9 protein-coding genes are annotated in these 15016 nt (G+C 39.7%); 2 read left to right on the top strand and 7 right to left on the bottom strand.

Going from position 1 to position 15016, the window contains the following annotated elements; all coding sequences use genetic code 11:
• Window positions 1-67: 67 nt before the first annotated feature.
• Window positions 68-1792: a leucine-rich repeat domain-containing protein gene (locus tag B3H30_RS04775; RefSeq protein ID WP_286833510.1), complete on the top strand. Its 1725-nt coding sequence runs from the start codon at window positions 68-70 to the stop codon at window positions 1790-1792.
• Between the two features lie 406 nt (window positions 1793-2198).
• Here B3H30_RS04775 and B3H30_RS04770 read toward each other — a convergent pair whose 3' ends face one another.
• A complete protein-coding gene (locus tag B3H30_RS04770) occupies window positions 2199-2981 on the bottom strand; it encodes a DUF6794 domain-containing protein (RefSeq protein WP_139145009.1) in 783 nt (260 codons plus the stop codon).
• Between the two features lie 307 nt (window positions 2982-3288).
• Between B3H30_RS04770 and B3H30_RS04765 the strand changes: the two genes are divergently transcribed.
• On the top strand, window positions 3289-4722 hold the full coding sequence (locus B3H30_RS04765) for a DUF4932 domain-containing protein (protein ID WP_286801653.1): 1434 nt from the start codon (window positions 3289-3291) through the stop codon (window positions 4720-4722).
• 194 nt (window positions 4723-4916) lie between these two features.
• Here the strand turns inward: B3H30_RS04765 and B3H30_RS04760 are convergent, their stop codons facing one another.
• The 6 genes from B3H30_RS04760 to B3H30_RS04735 form a co-directional block, all read right to left on the bottom strand.
• The gene (locus B3H30_RS04760) at window positions 4917-5183 is read right to left on the bottom strand and encodes a hypothetical protein (protein ID WP_070566772.1); all 267 of its coding nucleotides are present in this window, start codon (window positions 5181-5183) and stop codon (window positions 4917-4919) included.
• A gap of 297 nt (window positions 5184-5480) precedes the next feature.
• A complete protein-coding gene (locus tag B3H30_RS04755) occupies window positions 5481-7649 on the bottom strand; it encodes a glycoside hydrolase family 97 protein (protein WP_254667718.1) in 2169 nt (722 codons plus the stop codon).
• Window positions 7650-7698: 49 nt separating this feature from the next.
• Complete coding sequence (locus B3H30_RS04750) at window positions 7699-9078, bottom strand: alpha-galactosidase (RefSeq protein WP_139145008.1); 1380 nt, start codon at window positions 9076-9078, stop codon at window positions 7699-7701.
• Window positions 9079-9083: 5 nt separating this feature from the next.
• The gene (locus tag B3H30_RS04745) at window positions 9084-10223 is read right to left on the bottom strand and encodes a SusF/SusE family outer membrane protein (protein WP_070566766.1); all 1140 of its coding nucleotides are present in this window, start codon (window positions 10221-10223) and stop codon (window positions 9084-9086) included.
• 34 nt (window positions 10224-10257) lie between these two features.
• Window positions 10258-11967 (bottom strand): RagB/SusD family nutrient uptake outer membrane protein, encoded by a 1710-nt coding sequence (locus B3H30_RS04740; RefSeq protein WP_070566764.1) that lies wholly within the window; start codon window positions 11965-11967, stop codon window positions 10258-10260.
• A gap of 20 nt (window positions 11968-11987) precedes the next feature.
• Entirely contained in the window at window positions 11988-14930 is a 2943-nt protein-coding gene (locus tag B3H30_RS04735; protein ID WP_070566761.1) for a SusC/RagA family TonB-linked outer membrane protein, read from the bottom strand.
• Window positions 14931-15016: the final 86 nt, after the last annotated feature.

Below are 15016 nucleotides of genomic sequence, written 5' to 3'. Positions count from 1 at the left end.
CAGCTAAAGGGTAGCGCCTTACAAAAAGGGGGAAACAGGTACATGGAGTATAACAAAAGGAACTGTAGTGGAAGATTATGTGAAAATCGACGACCCTAATAACCCTAATTCGTTTTTTAGGGGAGTGCCTGGAGAGGAATATATCCTTACCTGGACGGTAAAAGGTAGCGGTAATAGTAATACGGCCACAGTCGATGTTAAAATACCCGAGTTACATATCGATATTAAAGAAAACACACCTTCATCCTTTAAGACGATACTTCACTTTGCCGTGGATCCGAAATATAAAGGTAAATGGTCTTTCGATAAAGCTTATGGTCATCTACATAGCACATACCACGATGGTTGGGCCAGACCGGTAGAAGAAAATCCAACCATTGAATTGCATGGTTATTCCAATACCAGCTATCAAGTTACCTATACGATGACTTATGCTGGGAAAAATTATCAGTTTACCAAAAAGGTACAGACTGGCGAATATCAAGAAGACGAGGCATTAAATGAATTGCAAATGGGGCGCGGTGGGCGTGTTGTTGAAGATAAGGATGGACATATTATTGAAATGAATATGCAGGCTTCAGGTATAGCACATCGTTTTAATGACCCGGGCTCTTTTCCTGCGCTTAAGGCATTTAAATATCTAAGGAAGCTTATTTTAGGTGGATCTTCATTGAAAGATGTTCCGACTATTTTTGGCGATCATTATCTTGCCCTTGAAGAACTTAGTCTAGACAGAGTTGGCTATTATCTTACTATTCCTGATAATTTTGGCAATCTGACCAAACTGAAATCATTTCACCTGACACCGATGCGAACCCCCGATTTGGGATATACCGTGGTATTGCCAAAAACTTTTGGAAATTTAAAGTCGCTCGAAACCCTTATTATGCGGTATGTCGGCGATGTAGACTTCAACGGCACGTTGGGTAAACTGGTCAATTTAAAACACCTCGATTGCTTTGTTACCCAGCTTCCTTCAGATTTTGGAAACTTGACCAAACTGGTGTCTACGGAAGTTCTCGCGCAACAGGCTTATATCCCATCAAGTTTGAGTCAATGCCGTAATTTGAGGTTTGCACGTTTTAGTTTTGTTTATCCGGGATCATCACCAGTTACCTTGCCTTCGGATATCGATAATTTGACTAAGTTGGACACGCTTGAAATTTACGGAGAAAGTAGGCTTCAGCAACTGCCACAATCTTTTGGTAACCTCAAGAGCTTAAAACAACTTTGGATTCAAGGAGAAAGCTTGCAATCTATTCCTGATAATATTGGGAACTTGTCTAATCTTAGATTCTGGTTAGTGGGCGGTAATTTTAAAACTTTACCGGCTTCGATAGGTAACCTTAAAAAATTAGAAGATCTTTGGCTATCCCCTTCTGTAGAGAAGCTTCCAGATGAGTTCGGCGGATTAAGTAGTTTATCCTATCTGAATATGGAGAATAGTAGACTGACAACTCTACCGGAAACATTCGGAAAACTTAAGAGCCTGAAGGAAATCAATGCAAGGGCATCTTCGATTACTGATTTTCCAAGCAGTTTTGGACAATTGGACGGTCTGCTAAAACTGGATTTCAATTATAGCAAGCTCAAGAAATTTCCTGTAGAGATTTGTGCTTTGAAGGCCGTGAATAACGTTATTTTGAACGGTACAAATTTGGGTCGACTTCCCGATGAAATTTATTCCATGCGCTCAGGTGTGATTTTTACGCTATATCAATGTTTGAATATGGACTATGATCAATTAAAGGAAATCACTGCGAAAAGAGATGGTCTTGTATTTTATTACTGATAAGCGGATCATGATTGCCTGTAAATATGTTAATTTTTAAGGCATGGCCCACAGGAAGTAAACATAAAGTCCGATAGCACAGGATGCTCCAGATGAATGTTTACAGAATATTTTTGGACGGAAACAAAGGGGTATAACGTAATACTATTCAAGCTTAATGAAGTTTCAAAAATTTCTTTTCGGACGATCAATTTTGGGTAAATTCCAAAAGAATAGAATAAAATGATAAAGGAGCTGACCGCATGATCATCCTTTTTTTTGGAAGTATTATAAGGATAGCGAATGCGAGAAAAAAAAGAATTGTAATAACCGGAAAAACAAACGGTACTAGGCCATCAAAATTCACACAAAGCCCAAAAACTGTTAAAAATAAAATTGGTAATACGATTAGTATTATTGAAAAGTTTTATGGAGTCCAGTACTTTTTATAATACTCTAGCTGCGATTTTACATCGGGATCTTTCCCCTTTAATTTCCTATAATAACTTGTTAATATGATGCCAGACATGTCGTCAGGATGCCTTATTCCCCGTTTAGTCAAATATGCGGAGAGCCTTGAACCTCCCCAGAGGCCCCAATTATTTCTCATCCACATTCCAAATCCGAAATGTGAGCCGGCCATAAACTCTGACTCTGTCATTTCTCTTATTTTATTTTTGGTGCTATCATCCCAGAACGAGTCTATTTGGACAAAACAATCGTCAAGGTTTTTCGGGATATAAATACCGGCAATTGTGTCCGCATTCATCCGCTGTCTGATTTCCTTTTTCAATTTGTTTTCCTTCAGTTTGAATGCCTTCAGGAGAGAATCTTCTTTTACATAACCTGCTGAGAGTAGCTGTTTATAGTATTCCAAAATCACATCTTTTTTAAAGTTGTGGATTCCTTTATTATTTAAATATGTAAATAATGGAGATTTTCCAGTCGAAAGGAGCGAGTCAATCAATTCAAATTCACTTTCAAGTTCATTGTCGGTTAATTCACTTAACTCTACCTCATCACTATATTTGATTACGTTTTTTAGGCTATCCGAAACGTTAAGATTTAAGAATGAGGCTGTTTCTTTCAGATTTCTAGGAAGGGAGTTTTGAGCAGAAGCAGAGGGCAGTGACCAAACAACTGATATAAGTGCAAGCAATATAAATCTTAGGGTGGTCATATTATTGGTGTAAAGCAGTTTTAAATTCAACTAATTAGATCTAAATAATTCTTGAACTAATTTAAGAATTTATTCTTTTCTAACAGCTGTCAACTTAGGTAACGTTGCACAAGAAATGTAATATGCTTTCAAACAGTTATAAGACTTAAGTGATCAATTTAATATTAATGAATAAGATTATCGAAAATGGCTGGCAGCCTGTTCAATATTGAACGGCTAGTGTTCAATAACGGTCAGTATTAAGAAAGAAATTCGTTCGTAGTGTATTGGCAAATAGCGTGTTAAATTTATTGGCAAACTATTTGGAATCCCCATTCAAGTACAAAATAAATAAAAGATGGTAAAGCCTATTTCCAATATGTTCGAAAAAACTTCTAAATATGTATTGATTATCCTATTCAGTTTATCATTTATGCTTACCTATGGGCAGCGTAACGAAATTATGGATAAGCCAAAAGTTGATGAGCGTATCGAGCTTCTGAGTATTGTGTTTAGACTTGCTGGCAATCAAGAGTATAGCTCAGCTATTTTTAAGCGCTACGTTGATCGAATCAATGAACACTATGGTCCTTTTAAAGAACACGAATTGATCACTTTTGTCAATAAGATTAAAAATGAAAATGGCATAGGCTACGATGCAGTGATGAGTATGGCCATACATCTTGATGATAAGTTCAATCTTAAGCAAAAAAATATCAACGAAACCCTGGACAAAAGGTGGAGTAGAGCTAATGCTCTTCAATTCGCAACACTGTTAAAGAAGTTTTACAAAGACAGTAATAGCAAAGGATTTTTTCAGGATAACCAGGCACTGTACAATGAGGTACAAAAGCGCTTTCTTCCAATTTATGAACATATTGAATTGGACTGGTACCCTAAATTCTATGGTAAGAAACCATCCGAAAAGTTTTTGATTGTGAATGGTTTGGGAAATGGCGGCGGTAACTATGGGGTAGCCATTAAAAATCCACAGGGTCTTAAGGAAGTCTACGCTATTATGGGGACATGGAGTATGGATAGTCTTGGCATGGCTGAATTTCCTTTACAGAGCTATTTCCCTACATTACTTCACGAGTTTAACCACTCCTTTGTTAATTATTTATTGGAAAAAGACACGACAATTTTTAGAGACAGCGGCGAAAAATTATATAGCCTTGTAAAGGAGAAAATGAACCGGCAGGCATACGGTAGCTGGCAAACGATGTTGAACGAGGCATTGGTTCGAGCTGCGGTTATCAAATATCAAAAAGATCATAATTTCAGCTTCGAAGAGATTTCAAAGGAAACCAATGGACAGCTAGATAGGGGATTTCTTTGGATTGAGAAACTTGTTGATGAACTTGAACACTTTGATCGTCAGCGAGACTTATATCCTACTTTAGAGAGCTATATGCCTGTACTTGCCAAAGCTTATCGATCTTACGCTGCAGATATTTCTTCTTTAGATGCAGCTTTTGAAGAAAGAAGACCAAAAATCATTTCTTTTGAGGGAATTCAGGATGGACAAACCAATGTCAACAACACCTTAAGGGAGCTGAAGATAAATTTCGACAGGCCCTTATTGGGACAGGGACGGTCATTTAGGGGAGTTTCCAAAGAAGGTTTTCCGCTGATAAAAGGACATCGTTATTCTTCAGATAAGAAATCTGTTATCATTGATTGGGAGTTAGAACCAAACAAAACCTATGAAATTATCATTACAGGAAATGCATTCCGTACTGCAGATGGGATACCGATGAAAGACCATTATCTAAAATTTAGTACAAAGTAATTTACTGTAATGGACAATATTTGACCATATACATAATCAATTGTGGCAAAGGTAACTCACATTATCGTTGTGAGAGTTAAATAGGTTCATTCCATTGAGGTATACCGACAAACATATCATTTACAAATTTTTCTGTATACCGCTGCATTCCAGCTTCCTCCTTATCAAAGTAGGTCTTTATTTTTGAGCATACTTTAGGGTTGTAGCATAACTTGACGCGGAAGTTTTCGATCCATTCGGCCCGTATAACAATCGTAATTAATTTTTTTTGTGTCTCTGGACAAGCCGATTACAGTGATAGCTTGGCACATCCCAGCATACCAATCGATAATATACACTTTGGTGCCCGGGCTAAACTGTTTAGAGCCTTTGTGGGTTTCCATTTTCCCTTCACCATAACTAATTTCCTGTTTGATATTAGCTACTAATGTCGATAATGGTATAGGTTCTAAATGATCCATATTTATTCAGCGCTATTTTAATTAAAATATTTTCGCAACTAGCTTCATGATATCGCTTTACTGGTTTTTGAATTTACAAAACAGGATGTAAGAAATAGAACCGCATATATCACGCATTGCATCTCGTTGGTGGTCCGATATAAAGTTCGCTAATGAACATTAGTTATATCGATCCGTTAAACTATCATAAGTGAGATTGGGAAGAAGGCCTTATTAATTATAGAAATGGATAAGACATTTAGGGATTCATTTCCGTTTGGATCCGAAAAATCCTCCCTATGATCTCATCAATTGCCTTTATTTTTTGATTGGGACAATCGAAACAGCATAACCACCGCCTGCGGCACAATGTTGAACGATCGTGTCCTTTTTCGTTACTCTTGTAGTTTTTATTGTATACGCTTGTGGTTTTGTCTTATAGTTTGCGTCTGACGCATCAGCATAAATAGTTGCCAAATAGGTCTTTCCTTCATCCAGAAAATCAAATTTTATCTTCGATGTTCTGCTGGAATTTCCATTTACACTTCCTAAAAACCATTTTTCTGTATTTTTTTCTTTACGGGCAACGGTAATATATTGACCAGGTTCAGCCTCTAAATATTTACTGTCATCCCAATCCAGCCCGACATCTTTAATAAATTGAAAAGCATCTGGAAAACGATCATAATTTTCCGGAAAATCTGCTGCCATCTGCAAAGGGCTATACATCGTTACATATAGCGCCAATTGGTTGGCCAACGTACTATTCACATGGGCGCCATTGGCGAGGTTCATTTCAAAAATACCGGGGGTATAATCCATTGGACCGCCAATAAGTCTTGTGAAAGGCAAGATAGTTACATGATTGGGCTTTATGCCACCAAATGCATGGTATTCTGTACCTCTAGCAGATTCATTGCCTATCAAATTTGGCCAGGTACGTGCTACACCCGTCGGACGTACAGCTTCGTGCTGATTAACCATAATTTGGTAGGAAGCTGCTTTTTCTACAGCATACTGAAAATGGTTATTTGTCCATTGGCTATAGTGGTGTTCACCCAATGGAAGAATATTTCCTACATACCCACTTTTTACAGCATCATAACCCAATTGGTTCATCAGCCTATAGGCTGTATCGATATGTCGCTCATAGTTGCGGATAGATCCGGATGTCTCATGATGCATAATCAGTTTCACACCTTTGGCGTGTGCATAATCGTTTAATCCTTTGAGATCAAAATCAGGATAAGGCGTGACAAAATCAAAGACATAATCTTTATCATTGCCAAACCAATCTTCCCATCCGATATTCCATCCTTCAACCAAAACACCCTCAAAACCATGCTTCGCAGCAAAATCTATATACTTTTTAACGTTTGCTGTTGTCGCGCCATGGGTACCATTTGGTTTTGCCATACTGAAATCTGTTATTCCCAACTGGACAGACGGAAATTCATTTGTATAGGACCAACTACTCTTACCGGAAATCATTTCCCACCACACGCCTACATATTTTGTAGGCTTTATCCAGGAAGTATTTTGTATTTTGCTTGGCTCATTCAAATTATAGGTCATCTTAGACGCCAATATATCTCTTGCATCATCACTTACGATAATTGTTCTCCAAGGTGAGGTAGCGGGTGCTTGCATTTTACCCTTATCGCCATGTGAATCTGGCGTAAGCCAAGATTCAAAAACAAAATTTTTGTCATCCAAATTGAGGTGCATCGTCGAGTAATTCAGACAGCTTGCTTCATGTAAATTGATGTAAACACCTTCATTGGTTTTTAGCATCAACGAGGTCTGTACCCCCGTTGGCGAGAAGGAGGTTTGAGAGACGTTGCCGCCTTCGTAAGCGCTTCCCATCAAACCCCTTATTTCAGATAGTTTAGATGTGGTATAATTATATTCCTGGGTGTCATAATCGCCAGGAATCCAATAAGCGGTATGGTCACCAGTCATGGCAAACTGGCTACGTTCCTCTTTAATAGTGAAGTAATTTAGGTTTTTCTGCAGTGGAAATTCATACCGAAAACCGAGACCATCATCAAATAAACGAAAACGGATAATAATTTGGCGCTCTGTTTGTTTTTGGTTTAATGTGACAGCGAGTTCATTATAATGGTTTCTTACATTTTTAGTTTCTCCCCATACCGGTTGCCATGTTTCATCGAAAGTGCTGGTCTTTGAATCGGAGATTTCAAAATTGCTATAAAGCGAGCTCTTCTTTTTTATCTGGGTTTCACCATCCGTTTGTCCCTTTAAGTTTAATTCTTCATCCGGTTTGAGCTTGAGTTCCAATCCCAGATTGCTGGTCTTGATTACCACGTTGTTTTTAAACTTTAATTCGTAGGTTGGCGTACCTTCTTTTGTCAATCCAAAGGCCAGTTCAAATCTTCCATTGGGCGATTTTATCTGTTGCCCCCGTGCTACGATCCCGTTACAGCAAAAGACGACAAATAAAAGAAAAATTGATTTTTTCATCATTTCTATTTTAGCATATATATTAAAATTCAGTATTGTTATGAGCTTTGGATTACTTCGTTAATCGCAAAACTGTTACACCATGTGGTGGAATATTCTCAAGATAGGAACTCATTGTCCCCAGGTCTTCATGTTTCCATAAATCCCTTACCCGCCAATGGCTGCCAGATAAATCTGTAAAATTCAATCCTCTGGTTTGATAGTTACTCTCTCTATTAAAAAGGGCTATGACCCAATCACCATTGGTCAACTGACCTTTCCAGATCTGGCTTTTTGGATCTTTCGGATCGTTGGTTAAGGGTTTTCCGACAAATCCATCTTCTCTTAAAGCAAGTAGTTCCCTATTTTGGTAAAGCCAAAGATTTTTACCGATGGAATTATAACGGTCTCCAATTGTGACAGCGCCGCCAGAAATAAAGCAGGCTGAGATGACACTCTTCTTTTCATGATCATTGGAAAAAGTATTAATCCGAAGAAAATCAGCATCCAGTATCATCTTTCCTCTGCCTGAAATGTTAGACCAATAGGTCAGACCATCCATGCCATTTGCATATTGTGACCATCCAACACGTTTGATTCCACGTTCATTGTCGCTCCATCGCCACCATTTGCCATCTCCAACATCGTCGTTGACGCGGATCATGTGTCCGTATTTTTGCTCTACCTGCGCATCATTATAGAGATGTGGCATCACCAGACTTAAGAAAATTCCATTTTTATCGCAGGCTTCACGCATCCACCGAAGAGCTTTCTCGTAGTATGCCGCCGGACGTACTGGACCTACTGTCCCCATATTCCTATCTTTTCCATCTTCAAACCAGGAAAGAAAATCTACGCGTAGATAGCGCACACCCATATCCGCATAGTATTGAATATATCCTTTGACATATTCTTCGGCTCCCGGTTTGTCAACTTGTACCCACTTAAACCAGGTGGCCTGTTCATCTTCTTTCATGATGCTGGAAAGGGGAATATTCGTTCCTTTAATTTTTACACCAGCATCAGCAGCCAATTTGATTACCCATAGGGGGTTGTTGTATATTCCCAAAGTCATCCCTCTACCTTTCAGGTTATCGGACCACCAGGCGTAGTCGTGCTTCCATTTGGACGAGTGGGTTGTACGATAACCATCGGCGTTGTATTTAAAGTCGTCGCCCCAGCCGTCGATACAGACCATCTTGTAACCTAAAGATTTTAGGTTGTTGTCAATCCAGTTGATATTCTTTTCCCATTCATCTTCAGGAATATAACCATCCGTTTCGAAGTTATATTCGTAAGGGCTCCAATATAGTGGGCCGACGAACGGATTTTGCAAACTGTCTGGATGAATTATCTTTGTGGTTATATCATTTGAAGGAGTTTTTGAACATGCTGTCATAAACAGCATGTTCAAAAATACAAGTGGTGTAGCGAGTTGATGAAATCGTCTCATATGGCCTAATTTTTGACAATTGAAATTGTTTCGTAAAGCTGGTTGAAGGTAATTTTATACGTTCCAGCTTCGGTAATTTTCCATTTGTTGTCGATTTTACCCTCAGCGATAATTATTGCATCTTTTCCTGTTGTTCCTTCTCCATTGGTTGGTGGCATGAAGAAATCTCCGTCCCAGCTTCCGGTTGCGGTTGGGATCTTAAATTCGCCCACTTTTAATGAGCCTGTATAAGTAAACTCATAAGGGTTTCCTGCTGTAGGCACCATTGGTGTTGGATTATCTATTGTCCAGCCAGAAGGCACAGCGTCCCCTACGAGCCATATCTGCTTGTACGGGGTAAAAGGTTTGATCGTTATAAATGGGGTTGCACTGATATTAAGCAGAATCTTGTAAGCGCCAGCAGTTGCGATGTTCCATTTATAATCAGGGTTTCCACCCGGAACCAGCTGAACACCAGTTTCGGAAAGTTTTGGATGGTTTGCTAAAGGCATAAAGAAATCTGTCCCCCAATTTCCTGTCGCTACAGGGATTTTAAAGTCACCAGCATTCAATACTTCATTAAACTTAAACTGAAAGGCGTTGGTCGGATCTTTCTTCATTGCATTTGGGTTTTCAATATTCCAGCCATTTGGCGTAGCATCGCCCACCACCCATAGGGATGCATACGCCGCACCGACCGGACCAGGAACAACCTGTATGCTGATTGTTTTCGATGTAGTTGACAGCGTTTTTGACGGAATTAGTCCGAGCACCGTAATATCCAGTTTGGACTCTATATTGACCGTCATCTTCAATTTTTCAACTAGTATAGCGTTCAATTCACCCTGGGTAAACCGTTTGCTTATCGCTCCAGAGGCGACTGCTACACTATCCCGTTGCTCACCGTTAGCCAGGATTATTTTATAAGAGATCATTGAGTTTGAAAATGCCGGCCACGAAACCGTAAGCGCATCCTCAGACGGCTTACTCGGATTAATGACCACTTTATCAGCAGATGCTGTAATATCCGTAATTTCGAATGGCAGTGGAGTAGGTGCATCCAGTTCTTTCGAACAGGACTGCACCATTATTAAACATACGCCCCATAGCAGGATATTTCCAAGTTGCTTTGAAGCCGACAATCTTATATTCCAATTAAATTTCATAACTTTCAAAAGGTTTTATACTTACTAAAACTGATTAGTATCCGGGATTCTGTTGCAATGACGGAGTTAGTGTGAAAACACTCTGACCAATAGGATAAATTTTAGTATGATCACTATTATCAGGTTCTTTATCCCACCATTTTCCAGAATTGAATTTACCCCAACGAATTAAATCGGTTCGGCGTCTTCCTTCGACCAGGAACTCACGACCCCATTCATCGATCATTTCCTGATCGCTCAATTGCTGTCCCGACTCCAGGTACAGGCTGTTTGAGCCAGTTGGATAGTTACGCTTACGCACCGCATTCAACAATTTTGCGGCGGATCCTTTATCGCCGGTTCTATATTTACATTCAGCTAGTGAATAATAAATTTCAGCAAGTCTAATCTCTGCAAATGCCGAAGAAATGGTATTTGGATCCTTAGAAGGATATATCGGATATTTCGCAACCCATAAGCCAGAGTTGTCATCTGCATGGTTCATATTGGATTCTTTATCTGCGATCTTTGTTCCCGGAGGGGTATCTTTAAACCATCCCACCTGATCACGGGCAAAGATGGTATATCCTCGGTTGCTTTTGACCAATTTTGTCGGATCGCTATAATAGGGGAGGTAACCGAACAAAAACATACCTTCTCTTTTACTATTGCCAAGATTTTTATATTTCTTTAATCGAAGATCATCTGGATAGCGCTGAAATTTGATAAAGGGCTTACCGAGGGCAAAATTATACTCGACACTGTCCACATCCCGTCCTGGCTGAAGGGCATAGCGGGTATTCATATTTCCGAAATCGGTAAAGCCGAAGAAATTTTGAGCCTGATGCGGTGCCATCCACCAATACATATCCGAACTATAATGCCAGTGTGTGCGGGCCAAAGTTGCAGGGAATCCGTAGATAACTTCACTTGAATTTGCGTTATCGTAATCAAAAGGTTTTGACCATATCGTTTCCAATTGGTAATTGCCATATTTTCCGTCTATGATATCCTGACATACCGCAGCACATTCAGCATATTTGCTTTGACCCGTATAAACTTCAGCATTCAGATAAAGTCTGGCCAATAAGGCTGCGGCTCCGCCTTTTGTCCATCTACCAATACCCGTTGTGCCGAGATCCTGACGGAGTGGCAATCCGGGAATAGCATCTTTCAGCTCTTTTTCAATAAAGGCGAAGGTTTCAGCAGGTGTCGCTTGCGGCGGAGTTGCAGTTTCACCCTTTACTTTTGTTACCAGTGGAATATTCCGGTATAAATCAAAAGCCCGTAGGTTGAACCAGGCCCGGAGTGTCTTCAGCTCAGCCACAAAGTCGGCCTTTTCCGCTTCAGTGATCTGAACTTTTTGGATATCCACCTTTTCGATATCCTCAAGCGAGTTTGTAGCTAAACTGATACCCTGAAAAAGAGCTTTCCACATATCACTGGTATAATCATCCTGAACTGTCCAGGTATGGTAATGAGCCCGTTGGTATTTGCCTCCATCAAACCAGTCGCCATCCCTATTTGGGGTCATCAATTGGTCGGCAGGGAGTTCCTGCGCGTAAAATAGACCACCACCCTGAATCGACCAAAAGGCATGTTCAAACGGTCTCAAAAAATCACGGATCACATCTTCTCTTTTCTGTAAGAAATTGTCAGAAGTAATTTTATCATATAAGGTTTCGTCAAGCTTGGTACAGCTTGCGCTTCCCAAAATTAGGGTGCTAATGGAAAGGGGAATTATATAACGTAATGAAAATTTCATCTCTTTGTTGTGTTTAATCGTTAGAATTTAACCTGTAAGCCTGCTAGGAATTGTGCCGTCGATGGATAGTAAGACAAGGAAGTATTTATACCGGGTGTCAGTCCATTAACGGATATTGCTTCAGGATCACCTGTTGTAAACTTGGTGAAAGTATATAGATTGCGTGCTACGGCATACACCCGGATCGAACTGATTTGCTTGACAGGAGGTTTGATATTATAACCAATCGTAATATTGTCGATTTTTACAAAATCACCTTTCTCCAAGAAGTAATCCGAAAGAGTAGAATAGGTCTCTGCATTGGTCAACGCAGCATATTTGCCATTTCCATAAGCCGATTTGAGCACGTTCGCACCAGATTGCGTAACTGGGGTTCCCAAATAAAAAGCGGTCGTGTTAAAGAGGTCGTATTTAAATGAACCTCGTAAAAATACCGAAAGATCGAAGTTTTTGTAGGTAAAGTTCTGTCCCAAACTGGCGGTAAACAATGGTAATCCATTGCCTACAAAACGTTTATCTTCTTCCTTTGCTGTGTTTCCGGGTATAATATTGTTGTCCTTATCATACACCATCAAACGTCCAGTGGCGTCGATACCGGCAGATTCGTACATATAGAAACTGCCGATTCTCCGTCCTTCTTCCAAACGTTGAGCTGGTCCGGGAGACCCCGGCGAAGGCATATAGGACATGAATTGAAAGTTTTGCCCCTTATAAATGTCATTTGAAAAGGAAACGAATTTATTGCTATTTGATGCTCCAGCGAAACTTACCGAATATGAAAAATCTTTCTGGGTGAGGATTTTAGCATTCAATTGCACTTCCAGGCCCGAATTTTTCATAGTACCTACATTGGCAAAGGTTGTTGTTAACACGAATGGTGGAACCGGAACGTTATAGGAGCCTAGTAGATCTTTGTTGGTACGTACATAATAATTGATACTACCACTTATTTTTCGTTGGAAAAGATCAAAATCGACGCCGAAATTTAAGTTCTGTGCTTTTTCCCAACGAAGGTCATAGTTGGTATTCTGACTGGGACCCCAAACTTGGTACGATGCCCCGTTAAATGCAAAATAACCATAACCTTGATAAGTATCTAACGAAAGGTAACTGCCAAAGTCCTGATTACCCGTCTCACCGTAATCTGCTCGAAGTTTCAGGTCATTGATCCAAGAAGCTTTCGGAAAGAAATCCTCTTCCATAATTCGCCAGCCTAAGGAGAGCGCGGGGAAATAACCCCATTTGTTCAGTCTTCCAAATTTAGAAGAGCCTTCATAGCGCAAACTTGCCGATGCATAATATTTATTTGCCAAATCATAATTTACTCTTCCAAAAAAAGCGATCAGTTTCGCATCATTTTTATATGAACCAACCGATCTGAATGTGTAATCACCCGGCTGTGGATTGGTAGGAATAGGGACGTCATATTGACCTGAGCCCAGATTGTTATACGTCAGTACATCGGATGGGAAATTTTGGTTACCCGCATTCATTCCTGAATACAGAAAATAATTATATGCATATCCTCCTAATACGTTAATATTATGTCTTCCGAAACTTTGTTTGTAGTTTCCTGTCCATTCAAATACATACTGGTCACTTTTTTTATAATTTCTTCCTGCTGAATTTCTACCACTATTTCCATTAATCGCGCCTGTATTGTAGGACGGTGTAAAATTGAAATCAAAAAAATCAGAAGATTGTTGTGCCAACGTTACCTGTGTAGACAAGTTTTCCAAAATGTTAAGTTTAAAAGCTGCATTCCAGTCCAGGTACTTGCCCTCGGTTCCATCCAATACCGTGCGAAGTTCTTCAACAGGATTATAAGCACCAGAAAAACCCGTATTGATATAATTGAATAAGTTTGGATTTTTTGCATCCATCACCGGCAATGTCGGATTTAGTGTCAAACTTTGATTGAATGCATTATAACTGGCATTATTTGCTTTAAGGAACCTGGGCGCAATGGTTACAGTGGCTGTATACAGGTTATTGGCCGAGGTATGGGACAGATTCAACCGCGCCCCGTATTCTTTCTTGTCTGAACGTAAGTCCAATCCATGAGCATTGCGCAGGTCAAATGAGACGATATAATTGGTTTGTCTGTTTCCACCAGCTAACTGAAGCGTATTTTTTTGATTAAAGGCGAATTTGCGCGATACTTCGTTAAACCAATTGGTATTTCCTCCAAAATCCGTTCCTCGGTTGTGTTTTAAAAAATCTTCGGCACTGAGAACCTGGATACGGTTATTCGGTAAGTCAAAACTCGCATATCCATCATAAAATGCGTAAGGCTCAGATGTGCCTTTTTTTGTTGTGATAATAATTACGCCATTGCTCCCACGTGTTCCATAGATAGCAGAAGCTGCACCTCCTTTGAGTATATCGATTGATTCAATATCGTTTTGATTTAAGTTGTCAACATTTCCCCCAGGAACACCATTAACCACATAAAGCGGTCCAAGTCCGGCGTTGCGGGAAGACACACCACGTAGTTGCAGACTGGGAGAGGAATTCGGATCTGACTGGCCAGTGTTTACTACACTGAGTCCCGCTACCTTGCCAGCAAGAGCATTAAGTACGCCATTTCCACCAAATACGTTGAGATCCTTACCGTTTAGATGTGTAATGGCGCTGGTTACTTCTTTTTTATCTAGGGTTCCGTAGCCAACTACTACAACGTCCGCTAATCTTTCTTCATTTGTTTCAAGCGTTAGATTATAGACAGTGGCGTTATCAATATTCTTTTCCAATTTTTTATAGCCTAGAAAACTTATCTGTAATTTATCCCCGACATTTACTGCGGATAGTGAAAATCTTCCTTCGTCATCTGTTTTAGTAGCTTTTGGTTTTCCGGATACGGTAATAGAAACACCGGCCATTGGTTTACCTGTCACATCAAGAATTTTCCCTTGAATGTTTTTTTCTTGAGCTTGTACCCATGTCATTATCAGTATCCACATAAACACAGTTAATAGATACTTTAAAGACGAGCACTGTCTTAAATAGATTACCCTCATAAATTGGTTGTTTAAAATTTTTAAATTAT

Source organism: Sphingobacterium sp. UBA7038 (assembly GCF_002494055.1).
Taxonomy (GTDB): Bacteria; Bacteroidota; Bacteroidia; order Sphingobacteriales; family Sphingobacteriaceae; genus Sphingobacterium; species Sphingobacterium multivorum.
Note: the sequence above shows the minus strand (reverse complement) of the source record. Positions and strands in the feature narration are given on the sequence as shown.